General features: G+C 61.7%; 14 protein-coding genes. 11 read left to right on the top strand and 3 right to left on the bottom strand.

Going from position 1 to position 16,402, the window contains the following annotated elements; all coding sequences use genetic code 11:
- Positions 1-39: 39 nt before the first annotated feature.
- On the bottom strand, positions 40-1,062 hold the full coding sequence (locus GRI65_RS06225) for a LacI family DNA-binding transcriptional regulator (RefSeq protein ID WP_160755700.1): 1,023 nt from the start codon (positions 1,060-1,062) through the stop codon (positions 40-42).
- Positions 1,063-1,072: 10 nt separating this feature from the next.
- Positions 1,073-1,867, bottom strand: coding sequence for a 2-keto-4-pentenoate hydratase (locus GRI65_RS06220; RefSeq protein ID WP_160756497.1), 795 nt, complete (start codon positions 1,865-1,867; stop codon positions 1,073-1,075).
- A 273-nt stretch (positions 1,868-2,140) separates the two neighbouring features.
- On the opposite strand from GRI65_RS06220, the gene kduI reads away from it, so the two are divergent.
- The 11 genes from kduI (at position 2,141) to metH (ending at position 15,111) form a co-directional block, all read left to right on the top strand.
- Positions 2,141-2,977 carry a 5-dehydro-4-deoxy-D-glucuronate isomerase gene (gene kduI / locus GRI65_RS06215; protein ID WP_160755699.1) on the top strand — a complete coding sequence of 279 codons (837 nt, stop codon included), beginning with the start codon at positions 2,141-2,143 and terminating at the stop codon, positions 2,975-2,977.
- Entirely contained in the window at positions 2,974-3,741 is a 768-nt protein-coding gene (gene kduD, locus GRI65_RS06210; protein ID WP_160755698.1) for a 2-dehydro-3-deoxy-D-gluconate 5-dehydrogenase KduD, read from the top strand. Before kduI ends, kduD begins: the two co-directional genes overlap by 4 nt.
- A 66-nt stretch (positions 3,742-3,807) precedes the next feature.
- The gene (locus GRI65_RS06205) at positions 3,808-4,821 is read left to right on the top strand and encodes a TRAP transporter substrate-binding protein (protein WP_160755697.1); all 1,014 of its coding nucleotides are present in this window, start codon (positions 3,808-3,810) and stop codon (positions 4,819-4,821) included.
- Between the two features lie 2 nt (positions 4,822-4,823).
- Positions 4,824-5,294 carry a TRAP transporter small permease gene (locus GRI65_RS06200; protein WP_232843983.1) on the top strand — a complete coding sequence of 157 codons (471 nt, stop codon included), beginning with the start codon at positions 4,824-4,826 and terminating at the stop codon, positions 5,292-5,294.
- On the top strand, positions 5,294-6,571 hold the full coding sequence (locus tag GRI65_RS06195; RefSeq protein WP_160755695.1) for a TRAP transporter large permease: 1,278 nt from the start codon (positions 5,294-5,296) through the stop codon (positions 6,569-6,571). The genes GRI65_RS06200 and GRI65_RS06195 overlap by 1 nt, the downstream gene beginning before the upstream one ends.
- Before the next feature lie 75 nt (positions 6,572-6,646).
- Positions 6,647-8,272, top strand: coding sequence for a glycosyl hydrolase family 28-related protein (locus GRI65_RS06190; RefSeq protein WP_160755694.1), 1,626 nt, complete (start codon positions 6,647-6,649; stop codon positions 8,270-8,272).
- 73 nt (positions 8,273-8,345) lie between these two features.
- Complete coding sequence (locus GRI65_RS06185) at positions 8,346-9,380, top strand: LacI family DNA-binding transcriptional regulator (protein ID WP_202391206.1); 1,035 nt, start codon at positions 8,346-8,348, stop codon at positions 9,378-9,380.
- A gap of 69 nt (positions 9,381-9,449) precedes the next feature.
- On the top strand, positions 9,450-10,433 hold the full coding sequence (locus GRI65_RS06180; protein WP_160755693.1) for an ArsR/SmtB family transcription factor: 984 nt from the start codon (positions 9,450-9,452) through the stop codon (positions 10,431-10,433).
- On the top strand, positions 10,430-11,359 hold the full coding sequence (gene metF / locus GRI65_RS06175; RefSeq protein ID WP_160755692.1) for a methylenetetrahydrofolate reductase [NAD(P)H]: 930 nt from the start codon (positions 10,430-10,432) through the stop codon (positions 11,357-11,359). The genes GRI65_RS06180 and metF overlap by 4 nt, the downstream gene beginning before the upstream one ends.
- Positions 11,356-12,411: a homocysteine S-methyltransferase family protein gene (locus GRI65_RS06170; RefSeq protein WP_160755691.1), complete on the top strand. Its 1,056-nt coding sequence runs from the start codon at positions 11,356-11,358 to the stop codon at positions 12,409-12,411. Before metF ends, GRI65_RS06170 begins: the two co-directional genes overlap by 4 nt.
- A gap of 72 nt (positions 12,412-12,483) precedes the next feature.
- Positions 12,484-15,111: a methionine synthase gene (metH, locus tag GRI65_RS06165; protein WP_160755690.1), complete on the top strand. Its 2,628-nt coding sequence runs from the start codon at positions 12,484-12,486 to the stop codon at positions 15,109-15,111.
- A 20-nt stretch (positions 15,112-15,131) separates the two neighbouring features.
- On the opposite strand, the gene GRI65_RS06160 is transcribed toward metH, so the two are convergent.
- Entirely contained in the window at positions 15,132-16,334 is a 1,203-nt protein-coding gene (locus GRI65_RS06160; protein ID WP_160755689.1) for a cation:proton antiporter, read from the bottom strand.
- Between the last annotated feature and the right edge of the window lie 68 nt (positions 16,335-16,402).

Raw genomic sequence — 16,402 nt, 5'->3', positions numbered from 1 at the left:
CACCTGCGAATTGGCGCCGGAATTGGAGGTATTTAGGCCTCAATCTGAGGGGCTCAGACGGGCCACCGAACCGCGTTTCATCAAGCTGGAGGGAAGCAGCGTTTCCTCCACCGGAGCGTCGCCGGGCCGGGCAATAAGCTTGCGCGCCGCCGCGCGGGCCATCCCGACGATCGGCCAGCGTACCGTGGTCAATGCGGGCCAGACGTGGTTGGACATGGGTGTATCGTCAAACCCGACGATCGACAGGCCGTCCGGCACTTCCACGCCAACCTGGCGGGCGGCGATCATCACTCCCACGGCCATCTCGTCGTTCGATGCGAAGATTGCGGTCGGCCGTTTGTCACCGTTCAGCAGAGACAGGGCAGCGGTTACGCCCGATTCGAACGTGTAGGCACCCGGCCGAATAAGTTCGGGGTCAACGGCAATATCTGCAGCCTTCATTGCTTGTTCGTAACCCAAGCGGCGCTCGGCGGCTGAAAGGAACCCCGGCGGCCCTTCGATCAGGCCGATACGTCGGTGCCCCATTTCAACCAGGTAGCCTACGGCGTCGCACACCGCCTCCCGGTCGTTGGAAGTGACCATGTGCTGGGGCTCATCCAGCTCGACCGAGGCCATGCGGACGTATCGGCAGCCAAACCGGCGGCACAGTTCGATAAGCTCTTCATTGGCGGAGATGGGTGGTAGCAACACCACCCCGTAGGGCCGGTGAAGTTCAAGGAAGCGGCGGATCGAATCCACCACGGTCGGGGAATTTCGGTCGACCGGTTGGACCATCATGCCGAATTCGGTCCCGTCGATACCCTCCAGGATGCCTTGCTGCACCTTGACCAGGAATTGGGCATTCGGATTGTCGTGGATCACCGCGATGACGAAATTGTGCCGCAGTGCCAAGGCCCGGGCTTGCGGGTTGGGGACATATCCAAGGTCGGCGATGACCTGTTCCACTACCGTGCGGGTTTTTTCGCTAAGCAGCGGCGATTTGTTGATAACCCGGCTGACCGTCTTCTTGGAGACATTGGCAAGCCGCGCGACATCATTGATGGTTGGGGTGTTCGTGGTCACGCCGGATGTATTACGTTACAGCGGAAATAATACAATCCACGCTACCGATGCTTGCAAAGCTGGCCCGTGCGGATTGTCCGGCCGAAACCTGGTGGACACCGGTAATCGCGCCCGTTGAAATCCACCAGCCGGTTTGCGGTATGATCGCGCGATCCGCCATGTTTTCAAGCAGGAACCGCACCGCGCCGAGCGGTCCGTCAAGCATCCCGGCAGTAGTTGCGAAGCCTGCTTTGTGACCGTCAACCGCGACGGTGACCTCGATGTCGCATAAGCTGTTCCATTGCTCGCGGGGAACCTGCGGTCCAACAATCAGCCCGAAATTGTTCCCGTGATCCGAGATGGTCACGAGCGGACCTTCGACGTTGATCCGGCTGTAGGGTGAGGATGCAATTTCGACCCCGATCCGGATATCCGAAATCCATTCCAGAGTGTCATCGTCATTCGTCGGCAGTGGACCGCCGTTTTCCGGCAATTTCAGGCGCAACACGAACTCGGCTTCGACGGCTGCGAAACCCTGGGTGAAGACCGACATAAGTGCCGGGACATCTTCGTGCGCGACAATTCCTTCGGCGAAGATCGGACCAGCAAGGCGGTTCGCCCCGAGAGCGGCATTCTGGGGCGGCATTACCCGGCCAACCTTCCAGCCGCCAATCGGCTTGTCCCATAGCGCCAGCGATGCGTCTTGAACTGCATAGGCATCCGCCAATGTGCAGGGGCGCTCGCCAGGATATTCGGGCAGTGGAAGGTTGTCTCTTCTTGCCCGGACAAAACCTTCCGCAGCCTGCGTTATCGCCCCTTGATCCATCACTCAGAATGCCCTTTATCCGTAATTGCGCAGTTCGCGGCAGGGCTAATGGAAACCGGTGTCAAAAGCAATTGTGTGATTGCACCGGGATCAATATTCCTGATTCGCCGGGCGGCGACCCCGGTCGGTCGGCGACATGGCGAGCGTCAAGATCACGAGATGTCAAAAATGGGCGATACGGGGTTGAACAGTACCGCGTTAGCAGACTACAAGCAGGAATTGACACCGGTTTCCAAAGCCAATCGAAACGCCAGCAGGAAAAGCAGCCCCATTATGTTCTCCAAAACTTTCCACGCCACCCACCCCGACATGATGAACAGCGTCACCAACGATGATTTGCGCGCCCGTTACCAAGTCCAGGGCATGTTCGCGGATGGTCAGATCAACCTCAATTATTCCCATAACGAGCGGTTCGTGATTGGCGGCGTTGTGCCGAACGGCGGGGCGATCAAACTGCCCGACCAGACCGAACCGGCCAGCGCGGCCGGCCACCCGTTCCTCGAACGGCGCGAGATGGCGGCGGTCAATATCGGCACGCCGGGCGCGATTACCGTGGACGGCCAGCGCTTCGAACTCAGCAACAAGGATTGTCTCTATATCCCAATGGGATCGGCCGACGTGGTGTTCGAAGGCGAAGGAGCGCGGTTCTATCTAGCGTCGCTGCCGGCGCATAAAGCGTTCCCGATCAAGCTTATCACTATTGCGCAGGCCAACCCCTTGGAGCGCGGCGACCTCGCCAACTCAAACCAGCGGACGATATACCAGTTGGTCATCCCCGGCGTTTGCGACAGCGCGCAATTGTTGCTCGGTCTGACGGTGTTGGAGGAAGGCAGCGTGTGGAACACCATGCCCCCGCATCTCCATGACCGCCGCAGCGAAATTTACCTGTATTTCGATCTCCCGACCGAAGACGACCGGGTCATGCATTACATGGGAGAACCCGATCAGATGCGACATCTGGTCATGGCCAACGAGGAAGCCGTCATTAGCCCGCCGTGGTCGATCCACATGGGTTCCGGCACCAAGAATTACGCGTTCATCTGGGCGATGGGCGGCGAGAACCTCGATTATACGGACATGAATGTCCTCGATATCTGCCAACTGAAATGAGCAGCTTCGATCTTTCAGGCAAGGTTGCCGTCGTCACCGGCGCCAACACCGGTATCGGACAGGGCATCGCGGTGGCGCTGGCGGAGGCTGGCGCCGATATCGCCGCGGTCGGCCGTAGCCGGGCGGAGGATACCGCCACGAAAGTACGCGCACTGGGCCGTAAGTGCGAGCTCATCGATGCCGATCTCTCGTCAATTGCACCCGTCGAAGGGATCGTTTCGCACGTGGTGGATAGCCTCGGATCGCTGGATATCCTGGTCAACAACGCGGGTATTATTCGGCGAGAGGACTCGCTCGACTTCACCGAGGCCGACTGGGACGCGGTGATGGACACCAATCTCAAGGTGCTGTTCTTCCTGTGCCAGGCGGCGGCCCGGCACATGGTCGGCTGGTCAAACCAGTCTGGACGGCGCGGTAAGATCATCAATATCGCATCAATGCTCAGTTTCCAGGGCGGGATCAGGGTGCCAAGTTATACCGCATCGAAAAGCGGTGTGGCAGGCCTGACCAAGCTGCTGGCCAACGAATGGGCCCCACGCGGCATCAACGTGAATGCCATCGCGCCGGGTTACATCGCCACCAACAACACGGCCGCATTGCAGGACGACGAAGACCGCAACCGCCAGATTCTCGAGCGTATTCCGGAAGGGCGCTGGGGCGATCCCCAGGACATTGGCGGAGCAGCCGTGTTCCTGTCCAGCAACGCCGCCGATTACGTTCAGGGCCACATCCTCGCAGTCGACGGGGGTTGGCTCGCGCGGTGAAATCCACTTGATGATTGAATAATCTGGCAGCGGAAAAGTCCGCGCCGGTTGCAGGGAGACGAACGGATGCAAAGAGGGGTCAATCCCACACCGAGATTGCTGTCCGCATCGCGCCGCACCGTGTTGGCGGGGGGCGCTGCCTTGCTGGCGTCCTGCGGTATGCGATTGTCGAACGTGTTCACCGCGGCCGACACCCATCCGACTGATTATCCCACCGTACAGGCAGTCGATTATCTCGGACAATTGCTCGCGGAACGAACCGGAGGACGGCTCGGTGCCAAGGTTTATGCGGGCGGCCAGCTTGGCAACGAGCGCGACACGCTGGAAATCACGACCTTTGGCGGCCTCGATCTAAACCGGGTCAACGCCGCGCCGCTCAACTCAATCGAGCCGCTAACAATCCCTATCTGCCTGCCATTCGTGTTCGGATCGGTGGACCATATGCGGCGCACGCTGGACGGCGACGTGGGGGAGGAAATTCTGGCCTCGCTGACCCGTCACGGCTTGATCGGGCTATGCTACTACGATTCCGGCGCACGCTCGTTCTATAATTCACGCGGGCCGATCCAGTCACCTGAGGACATGAAGGGCCTGAAGCTGCGAGTCCCGGGGTCGGACCTTTATATCGGCATGGTCCGCGCACTCGGCGCCGACCCGGTTCCGATGCCGCTGGACGAGGTTTACCAGTCGCTGGCGCAGGGTGTGATCGACGGGGCGGAGAACAACTGGCCTTCGCTCGAAAGCGGACGGCATTACGAAGCGGCACCGTTCTACAGCCTGACCGAACACCTGTTCACTCCGGAAGTGCTGGTGATGTCGAAGATCAGTTGGGACAAACTGTCGCCCGAGGACAAGCAGGTGATGCGCCGCTCGGCAAAGGACTCGGTGCCCTACATGCGGAACCTCTGGGACGCCCGCGAGGCTTCAAGCCGCGAGGTGATCCTGGCCGCCGGGGTCGAAGTGAACACTGTCGATCCCGCTCCTTTCACCGAATTGATGACCGGGATGTGGGATGAATTCCTGACTACTCCGCAGCAGCACGATCTGGTGGAGCGCATTCTGGCGCAGAGAGAATCATGACCATGACCGGGCAAACCTCGAACTGGCTGATCCGGGTGTCCGCAGCGGGCCTGATCGCCATGACCGCGATCATCGGATGGCAGGTGTTCGGCCGATTCGTCCTCGGCAGCAGCCCATCCTGGACCGAACAGGCCTCCCTCGTCCTGATGATCTGGTATGTTTTTCTTGCGGCCGCGGCAGGAGTCCACGAGGGCTTCCATATCCGCATCGAATTGCTGGAAACCATGTCCAGCCCGCGCAACGCGCGCCGGGTCAGGATTGCAATCCAGATGTTCGTGGCCGCCTTTGGCCTGGTCCTGCTGGTTTTCGGATCCCAGCTCGTCTGGCTGGTGCGCGATCATGTCATCCCGTCGCTCGGCATCAGCCGCGGATTGGCTTACCTGCCGCTGCCGATCTCGGGCTTGCTGATGGCGGTGTTTGCCTTGGCGCAGGCGAAGGCCGATCGGCCGCCCGCCGCGGCGGAGGACCGATAATGGAAATCTTAGTCCTTTTTGTAGTCCTGTTCCTGTTGCTGGCGCTGGGCGTGCCGGTCGGATTTTCGTTGCTCGGCGCTTCGCTGGCGCTCTTCGCCCTGATCGATATTCCGATGGTGGTGGCCATTCAGCGCATGGCGTCAGGCATAAGTGTCTTCACCTTGATGGCCATCCCGTTCTTCATCTTCGCGGGCGACCTGATGTACCGATCCGGTATCGCCGACCGGCTTGTCCGGGTTGCCGATGCGGCGTTCGGCAAGGTTCAGGGCGGCCTCGGCCCTGTGAATGTTGGCGCTTCGATGATGTTCGGTGCGGTCTCCGGATCGGCCATCGCCAGCGCTTCGGCCATCGGATCGACGATGGTCCCGCTGATGAAGGAAAAGGGTTACCCCGCCGACTATGCCGTCAACGTCACCGTCACGGCAGCGATAGTCGGCCTGCTGATCCCGCCGTCGCACAACATGATTATCTATTCCGCCGCCAGCGGGATGGGCGTTTCGATCGGTGATCTGTTTCTGGCCGGGATCATGCCCGGATTGCTGACCGGCTTGATGCTGATGACGACCGCGTGGCTGGTTGCCCGCCGCCGGAACCTGCCGCGCGGTATTTTCCCGGGTTGGCGCGCATTCATGCGGGCGGCGCTCTATGCAGTCCCCGGATTGATGACCGCGGTGATCATCATGGGCGGCATTCTCAGCGGTATCTTCACGCCAACCGAGAGTTCCGCCATCGCGGTGATTTATACCGCTCTGGTCGGTACTTTCGTGTACCGAAGTCTGGGATGGCGGGGTTTCGGGGAAGCCGCCGCGAAATCGGTCCGCACCGCTTCGATGGTCTTGTTCATCATCGCTGCTGCGACCGCTTTCGGCTTTGCGCTCGCCTTGCTGGAAGTGCCGGCGCAACTGGCCGCACTGATCGGTTTCATGACTGACAATCCCATCCTGACGCTGCTGATCATAAATCTGATGCTGCTGGCGCTGGGTACCTTCATGGACATGGCACCGCTGATCGTGATCTGCACACCGATATTTCTTCCGGTTGCGATCGGTGCAGGTGTCGATCCGGTGCATTTCGGGATCATCCTGATGCTCAATCTCGGGATCGGATTGGTGACCCCGCCGGTCGGCTCGGTGCTGTTCGTCGGTTCGGCGGTGGGCAAGGTCGCCATACCCGCGCTCGTCCGTACGATCTGGCCCTTCTACTGCACGCTGCTCGCGGCGCTGGTCCTCATTACCTACGTTCCGTGGCTGTCGCTCGCGCTGCTCGGTGCGTTCTGAGCTAATTTATTGACAAGAGGTCGAATTATGTCGGGAATGTCAAATCTGCTTTGTACGGCGGCGCTGCTTTGTGCCGTGCCCTTGTCTGCCCAGGAAGTACCGGCTATCCTTGGCGATCCCGCGACAGCAGACCGCCACTATTTGCCCGACTTTTCCTATGCCGGTTACGGCTTCGGGGTCGAAGAAATCCCCACTTTCGACCGGGCGATCTCAGTCGCGGATTACGGCGCGATACCGGATGACGGAAAGGACGACAGCAAGGCACTTATCGCAGCAATCGCTGCCGCGGGCACGATGGACGGCAAGGTCCGGATACAGTTGCAGGCGGGCCGCTACATCCTGTCCGAAATCCTGTGGATCGAGCGCAGCGATATCGTGCTGTCTGGCATGGGGGCGGGCGACGGCGGGACGCAAATCTACATTCCCCGGCCGCTGAACCAGATGGACGATGGCGGTGCATCCGATGAACTGCGGAAATATCTCGCCGAAAACGACAAATACGAACGCCAGCCGGACAACAACCTCGATGTGCTGTTCTCCGAATGGAGCTGGAACGGCGGTTTCATCTGGACCCGTGTCCCGGGCGGACGCCATGCGAGCTATATCGACAGTTACGACCGGCCGATCGAAACGGTTGCGCAGATCCGCAGCGGGGAACGTGGATCCCGCACCGTTAGCCTGGCCGACACGGGTACGCTCAAAGTCGGCGACGTGGTGCAGATCCACTGGCACAACCGCGCCGGCCCCGATGGCCCGCTGATCAAGGAGATGTACGGTGAGACCGATCTCAAGATTGGCAGCCGTCACTGGGAAATGCCGGATCGCCCGCTGGTGCGCCAGGCAACCCGGATCGAAGCGATCAAAGACGGGGTTGCTACCATTGCCGATCCCCTGATGCACCCGGTGGGTTCATCCCTGCCCGCCTACTTCGCGAAGTGGGACCATCTGAAGGACGTCGGGCTGCAGGATTTCGCGATCGTCTTCCCCGAGAACCCTTATTTCGGTCATCACAACGAGAGCGGCTTCAACGGGATCTACTTTACCGGCGTCCATAATGGCTGGATTCGCAACGTGACGATCAGCAATTCCGACAGCGGCATCATGACCGACGACGCGGCCAACCTGACCATCGCCAACGTCCGCACCGATGGCACGCACAAGGCGCATTACAGCGTCCATGTCGGCAAGGTACACAACGTGCTGATCGACGGGCTGACCGTAGTCAATCCGACCGAGCACACCTTCAGTTTCAACACGATGTCGACCAAGTCGGTCTATACCAATTCAGTTGGCTGGCATCAGCCGACGCTGGACCAGCACGCGGGCGCCAACCACCAGAACTTGTACGACAATGTGACGGTACATATCACGCCCGACCAGACCCGAGAGGACGGATTGCCGATGTACGACCTCTACAAGGCAGGCGGCGCGGGATACTGGCTGCCGGGGCATGGCCGGTTCAACACCGCTTGGAACACCAAGGTTCTGGTGACCGGCGGCGTAGCGCCCGGAAAGCCGGTGGTTATCCTCGGCGCATCGGAAGGTCCTGAGGCTCGCAATGTCGGCCTTCACGGCAATCGTCCGCTCACGCTGGACCACACGCCCGCGCCCTATCTCGAGAGCCTTGGTAGCCGAGTTGAGACCGTGCCTAGTCTCTACGCGTACCAACGTGCCAGGCGGCTGCGCGAAGATTCTCCCTGATTGCATGACGCCGAAGTGCGGGGCATAGGGGCGGCGGGGAAATATTCCGCGGATTTGAGGGGAGGGCAGTTCGATGATCGACCGCAAATTGCGCCCCCGCGTTACGTCGTTCGATGTGGCCGAACATGCCGGGGTCAGCCAATCCACCGTCTCGCGCGCGCTGGCGAACTCCACCTCGATTACCGAAGCGACCCGGGCGCGGGTGATCAAATCGGCCGAGGCGCTCGGTTACATGGTCGACACCCGGGCCGCGCAATTGCGCCAGGGCCGGACCGGCACGCTGGCGGTGGTCGTAATCTGCCGCGCGGGTGAAGCGGCGAGCGACATCAATCCGTTCTATTTCTCGTTGCTCGGCAGTGTTTGCGCGGCGGCGTCGGGGATGGGTTACCAGACGCTGGTATCCTTTCAGGCTACTCCGGATCAATTGTTCGGGAAATATGAAGAAAGCGGCCAGGCCGACGGGGTGATCGTCATCGGGACGACGGCTAACGACGCCGCGTGGCAGTACTACCGGGACCTCAGCCTCGATGGCCGGGCCGTGGTGTTCTGGGGTTCGCCGTTTGATGAACTCGAATGGGTCCGCTCGGACAATTACGAGGGCGGGTTGATAGCTACGCAGCGGCTGATTGCGGCGGGCTATCGGAATATCGTCCACCTCGGCGCGGTCGATTCCCCGCAGCGCCAATTCCGCGAACGTTACGAGGGGTATCAGGCCGCGATGGCCGCAGCCGGCCGGCCTGCTTCTCTGCAGGAAGTGGATTACGAGGCCGACCGCGAAACGCAGGGACGCAGCGCAATCGCCGCAATGGTGGAGCGCGGTGACATCTTCGACGGCCTGTTCATCGCCTGCGATTCGATTGCGCTGGGCGCAATGGACGAATTGCGCGAACGGGGCATCGCCGTGCCGCAACAATGCGGGATAGTCGGGTTCGACGGCATCCGCGCGGGTATCCATACCAGCCCGCCGCTGACCTCCATCGAACCCGATTTCGAGGTTGCCGGTGCCCTGCTGGTGGCAACCGTGCTGGGCGAAGAAGGGGCCCAGATGGCTGAACGCCGGGTGCCGGTTCGCCTGCTTGAACGGGGCAGTGTAAGGTCGGCGGAATAGCCGCAATTCGTGTCCCAACTGCAAGTCTAACTTGCACATATAAGAATATCTTTATATGCACCTTGTACCATGCGCATAGATTCCATCATGCGGGCTTTGGCCGATCCTACCAGGCTGCGGATGATGCGGCTTTTGGGCGTGATGGAACTTGCCGTCGGCGAACTCGCCCAGGTGCTTGGTCAAAGCCAACCGCGCGTGTCGCGGCACATTGGCATATTGTGCGATGCCGGCCTTGCCGAACGCCACCGCGAAGGCAGCTGGGTGTTCCTGCGCGCGCAGAGCGCTGCCGGCCGTCCAGTGGTCGAGGCTGTGGCCGGCCTGCTAGCCGCCGCCGAGGAACAGGATACGGAATTCCGCGCCACCTGCGAAGAAGACCGCCGTCAGCTTGCGGCCATCCGCGCGGCGCGGGATGAAAGTGCGGCCAATTACTTCGCCGCGCACGCGCAGGACTGGGACCGGCTCCGCAGCCTTCACAGCCCCGATGCGCAAGTGGAAGCGCAACTGCTCGATGCGCTTGGCGATGCGCCGCTCGGGGCGCTGCTCGACATCGGCACCGGCACCGGCCGGATGGCGGAGTTGTTCGCTCCTCGGGCGGCATCGATCGTGGCGCTGGACAAGAGCCTCGACATGCTCCGCGTAGCGCGGGCGAAACTGCAGCACTTACCGGCCGGAGGCGCGGAACTGGTGCAGGGCGACTTCGCCAATCTGCCCTTCGCTGCCCACCGCTTCGACACCGTCCTGCTGCATCACGTTCTCCATTTCGCGCAGGATCCCGCAACAGCGATTGCCGAAGCGGCGCGGGTGACGAAGCCCGGCGGGCGGATTGTTATCGTCGATTTCGCCAGCCACGAGCGCGAGGAGCTGCGCGAACGCTATGCCCATGCGCGGCTTGGCTTTTCCGACAAGGCGATGGCGGAATTGCTACAGGACGCGGGTTACCGGGTGTCTGCGCCGCTCGCGCTTCACGGCGGCGAATTGGTCGTGAAAATCTGGCTTGGCGAACGTGAAGCCGCGTCGGCCCGGCAGCAGCCGAAAAAGAAGGCCATGCAATGAACTCCCCGCTCGATCCGGTCCATGAAGCCCGCACCGCCGTAGACACGCCGCTGTTCGCGTCGCTGCCCGGAGATATCAGCGCTTCGTTCGAATTCTTCCCGCCCAAGACGGAAAAGATGGAAGCGATCCTGTGGGAATCGGTCCAGCAACTGAAGCCGCTCAACCCCGATTTCGTGTCCGTAACTTACGGAGCGGGTGGTTCGACGCGGGAACGCACCCACAACACCGTCGCCCGGATCATCGCCGAAGCGCATATGCCCGCCGCCGCGCATCTGACCTGTGTCGATGCGACCAAGGCGGAAATCCGTGAAGTAGCGGAGCATTATTGGGAAGCCGGTGTTCGCCACATCGTTGCGCTACGCGGCGATGCAGGGGAGCCGGGCGCACCTTTCGTGCCGCATCCCGACGGCTATGCCAGCGCGGCGGACCTGGTGGCGGGCCTGAAGGAAATCGCCGATTTCGACATTTCGGTGGCGGCCTACCCTGAGACCCATCCCGACGCCTCGTGTCCCGACAGCGACATCGACAATCTGAAACGCAAGCTGGACGCGGGCGCGACCCGGGCGATTTCGCAATTCTTCTTCGCGCCGGAAACCTTCTTCCGATTCCAGGACCGGTTGGCGGCGAAGGGCGTTACCGCCCCCGTTCTCCCCGGAATCCTGCCGGTCACCAATGTGGCGCAGGCGCGCAAGTTCGCCGGGGCCTGCGGAGCGGAAATCCCCGCGTGGATGGACGGACTGTTCGAAGGGCTGGATGAACGCCCCGCCGCCCGTCAACTGGTTGCAGCGACAGTGGCTGCGGAATTGTGCCGCCGCCTGTATGCGGGGGGCATCCGCCAGTTTCACTTCTACACCCTCAACCGCGCCGACCTGGCCTATGCAATCTGCCATATGCTCGGGATGCGGCCGCATGGAGACGTAAAATGACGGTCCACACCCCACGGGAACGGCTCAACGCCGAGGCGGCCAAGCGCGTGTTGATTTTCGACGGCGCGTTCGGCACCCAGGTCCAGAACCGTAAATTGGCGGAAGCGGACTATGCGGGCGATCTTGGGCTTGCCGCCGACCAGAAGGGCAACAACGACATCCTGGCGCTGACCCGTCCGGACGTGATCGAAGATATTACCCGCGCCTATCTGGAGGCGGGGTCGGATGTGATTTCGACCAACACTTTCTCCGCCAATGTGATCAGCCAGGCCGATTACGCGGCCGAGGCGCTGGTCGATGATATCAATGTCGCCTCCGCCCGGATCGCGCGGAAACTGGCGGATGAATTTGCCGCGAAAGATAATCGGCCACGGTTCGTGGCCGGGGCGATCGGTCCGACCAACAAGACGCTGTCGCTCTCGCCCGATGTCGAAGACCCCGGCTACCGTGAAATTACCTTCGATTACCTGGTGGAGGTCTACCACCAACAGGCCGCCGCCCTGGTCGAGGGCGGGGTGGACTTCATCCTGATCGAAACGATCTTCGACACACTCAACGCCAAGGCCGGTATCTTCGCCGTTCGCAAATTGGCGCAGGAACTGGGCCGCGATGTGCCGATCATGCTGTCGATGACGCTGACCGATCTTTCGGGGCGCAATCTCTCCGGTCACACGGTGGAGGCGTTCTGGCACGCCGTCCGCCATGCCAATCCGGCAACCATCGGTCTCAATTGCAGTTTCGGGGCGGAGCAATTGCGTCCGCATATCCAGCTGCTGAGCAAGATCGCCGACACGCTGCTGATGGCCTATCCCAACGCCGGACTGCCCAACGAACTCGGCGAGTATGACGAAGAACCGGAAACCACCGCCGGGCTGGTCCGCGAATGGGCTGTGAATGGTCAGGTCAACATTCTCGGCGGCTGCTGCGGTTCGACCCCCGACCATATCGCCGCGATGGCGAAAGCCGTCGCTGGACTGGAACCCCGCACCGCACCGGTGCCGCCGGTCATTACACGGCTGGCTGGCCTCGAACCCTTCACGATGGCGGCATGACCCGGCGCGCCGCCCGGTGCGCCCTTGTTGAAAACGATCCCGGCCTGCGCCGGGACGACGAATTGAGCTTACATGACTGACCAGACTTCCACCACTGCCACCGGCTCCCAGTTCGTCAATATCGGCGAGCGGACCAATGTGACCGGTTCCGCCCGGTTCAAGAAGCTGATCATGGCGGACGATTATACCGCCGCCGTGGAAGTCGCGCGCCAGCAGGTCGAAAACGGCGCGCAGATCATCGATGTGAACATGGACGAAGGGCTGCTCGACGCGGTCCACGCCATGACGACGTTCCTTAAGCTGATCGCGGCGGAACCCGATATCGCCCGCGTTCCGGTGATGATCGACAGTTCCAAATGGCACGTGATCGAAGCGGGTCTCAAATGCGTGTCCGGCAAGCCGATCGTCAATTCGATCAGCATGAAGGAAGGCGAAGCGCAATTCCTCGAACAGGCCAGGAAATGCATGGATTACGGCGCTGCCGTGGTGGTGATGGCGTTCGACGAAACCGGCCAGGCGGATACCAAGGCACGCAAGATCGAGATCTGCAGCCGCGCGTATCAATTGCTCACCGACATCGGTTTTCCGCCGGAAGACATCATCTTCGATCCCAATGTGTTCGCCGTGGCGACCGGGATCGAGGAGCATGATCGCTACGGCCTCGATTTCATCGAAGCGGTGCGGGAGATCAAGGCGAATTGCCCGTATGTGAAAACATCGGGCGGCCTCAGCAATCTCAGTTTCAGTTTCCGCGGCAACGAAACCGTGCGCCGCGCCATGCACTCGGTGTTCCTGTATCACGCGATCCCCGCCGGGCTCGACATGGCCATCGTGAACGCGGGGCAACTCGACATTTACGACCAGATTGACCCGGTCCTGCGCGAAGCCTGCGAGGACGTGATCCTGATGCGTCCGGTCAAGGGCGAGTTGACCGCAACCGAGCGGCTGATCGAACTCGCCGAAAGCTACAAGGGCACCGATGTCGCGCAGGAAAAGGCGGCCGCCGAATGGCGCGGCTGGCCGGTGGAAAAGCGGCTTGAACACGCGCTGGTCAAGGGCATCGACGCAGATGTCGTTTCCGACACCGAGGAACTTCGCGCCCGGTTCGAGGCCGAAGGTGGCCGCCCGATCCACGTGATCGAAGGGCCGCTCATGGACGGGATGAACGTGGTCGGCGACCTATTCGGCAGCGGCAAGATGTTCCTCCCGCAGGTGGTCAAATCGGCCCGCGTGATGAAGAAGGCCGTCGCCCACCTGATCCCTTATATCGAGGCGGAGAAGGAAGAAGGCGCCAAGGCCAAGGGCAAGATCATCATGGCGACCGTGAAGGGCGACGTGCACGATATCGGCAAGAACATCGTCGGCGTGGTCCTGCAGTGCAATGGTTACGAAGTGCTCGATCTGGGCGTGATGGTGCCGTGGCCGAAAATCCTCGAAATCGCCAAGACGGAGGATGTCGACATGATCGGCCTCAGCGGCCTGATCACCCCGTCGCTCGATGAAATGGTCACCGTGGCGGAAGAAATGCAGCGCGCCGGCATGACCATGCCGCTGCTGATCGGCGGCGCAACCACCAGCAAGGTGCACACTGCCTTGCGCATCGAACCCGCTTATACCGGCCCGGTGATCCATGTGCTCGACGCCAGCCGTGCGGTTGGCGTGGCCAGCAAGTTGCTGTCCGACACTCTGCGGGATGATTACGTCGCCGATGTGAAGGCGGAATATGACGACGTCCGTTTCAAGCGGGCCAACAAGGGCCAGTCGGAACTGCTTCCGCTGGCCGAGGCCCGCGCCGCCAGCTTCAAGCCCGACATGTCGGACAAACCGCCCGCGCCGGTAAAGCCAGGGCTGCACGCCTTCGCAGACTGGTCGCTAGATGATTTGCGCGAAGTGATCGACTGGACCCCGTTCTTCCGGGCGTGGGAACTCCACGGAAACTACCCGGCGATCCTGACCGATGACGTGGTCGGCGAAAGCGCGCGTTCGCTGTTCGAGGATGCGCAGTCCATGCTCGACCGGATCATCGCGGAGAAGTGGCTGACCGCGAAGGCGGTCGCCGGTTTCTGGCCATGCCGCCGGGATGGGGACGATATTCTGCTCGATAGCGGCGAGCGGCTTCCGTTTCTGCGCCAGCAAGTCAAGAAAAGCCGTGACCGCGCAAATTATTGTCTTGCCGACTTTGTCGATCCGTCGGGTGACTGGATCGGCGGCTTCGCGGTCGGCATACACGGGATCGAGGACCATTCGGCCCGCTTCCAAGCCGCGCATGACGATTATTCGGACATCCTGCTGAAAGCGCTAGCGGACCGGTTCGCGGAAGCGATGGCGGAACGCCTGCACCAGCATGTACGTACCGATCTGTGGGGCTATGCGCCAGGGGAACAGCTGACCAACGAGGCGCTGATCAAGGAACAGTACCGCGGTATTCGCCCCGCGCCGGGCTATCCCGCCTGCCCGGATCACAGCCTGAAACCGGCCCTGTTCGACTTGCTTGATGCGCCCGCCAATGTCGGACTGACCCTGACCGAGAGCTTTGCCATGTGGCCCACGGCAGCGGTCAGCGGGTTCTATTTCGCGCATCCCGAAGCGTCCTATTTCGGGGTTGCGCGGGTCGGCCGTGACCAGCTGGAAGATTACGCGGCGCGGCGCGGGGCCGATCTCGCCACTGCGGAGCGGTGGCTTCGGCCCAATCTCGATTAGCCGCGTTTGTGGCCGACCGGCTACGTGTCCCGGTCGGCGATCCGGCCCAGGCGTTTGAGCAACGGGTTCGACATCGGGACGGTCAGCATGGTGCTCGCCACCGCCATCAGCAACAGCGCAGTGAAGGTGCTGCTGCTGATGATCTGTTTGTCCAGCAGGACGTTGGCAAAAATGATCATGATCAGCGCCTTGGTCTGGAGCAACCAGCCGATCAGCTGCGCCTCGCCGCGCTGCCAGCGCAATATCCGGCCCGCTATCGCGAGGCCGAGCAGCTTGCCTCCGACTGCAGCCACCAGCAGCACCCCGGCTGCGGTAATCACCGCGACGCCGCCGCTTTCCCACTGGGTCCGCAGGCCGGTGGACAGGAAAAACACCGGCATGATGGTGAGCAGTATGATCTGACGGAACCGGTCCATCGCTTCCAGCCCGAACCACTTGGCGTCGAGAACGGTTCCGGCCAGGAACGCACCGACCATATAGTGCAGCCCGGACCAATCGCCCGCCAGCCCGCATAGCGCCAGCCAGATCAGCCCGATCGGCCAGCGGTCCGCTTCCTGCACCCGGATCATCAGCTTACGGACCAGCCAAGCCGCGATAATGAACCCGATCAGGAAGGCGACCTGCCGTCCGATCCGTTCCCAGTCGAGCAGGATCAGGGCCAGAACGCCCCAGATCGCGATATCGTCGAGACTGGCATAACGCAGGATTCGCTGGCCGAGCGCAGTGCGCAGTATTTCGAGTTTTTCCATGAACAGTACGAGGATCGGCAAGGCGGTGACGGCGCAGGCCATGCCGATGCCCAGCACCACCTGCCACCCTGCTCCTTCCGGTCCCCGCCAACTCTCGGACCAGCCGAGCAGTAGCAATCCGGCCAGCGATCCAAGCGCCAGCGGTACACCAAGCGCAAGCCCCGCGGTAACGCCCGTTTCGCGGCGGTGCTTCCACGCTTGTGACAAATCCAGTTCGATCCCGGCGATCCAGACGAACAGCATGACCGCCCACCAAGCAACGCCGTTCAGCGCGGTAATGACGTCGGGCCGGAATACGAAGGCGTAATAATCCGGAAAGACCGCGCCGATCACGCCCGGTCCGAGCAGGATACCGGCGATAATCTGGACTACCACCAGCGGAGCCCATGCGTCGCTGCCGAGAAGGCGCCAGACGAGCCACGGCACCGCCAGGATGATCAGCAAGGCGATCAGGTAAACTTCGGTGACTGTCATGATTTTCCCGCCCGTCCAGCGCTTTTACCGGGCATACAGGGCATTTCAAGCGGCAAGCCCGACAATAG

The organism is Allopontixanthobacter sediminis, from assembly GCF_009828115.1.
Classification (GTDB): Bacteria; Pseudomonadota; Alphaproteobacteria; order Sphingomonadales; family Sphingomonadaceae; genus Allopontixanthobacter; species Allopontixanthobacter sediminis.
This window is presented reverse-complemented; position numbering and strand designations above follow the sequence as displayed.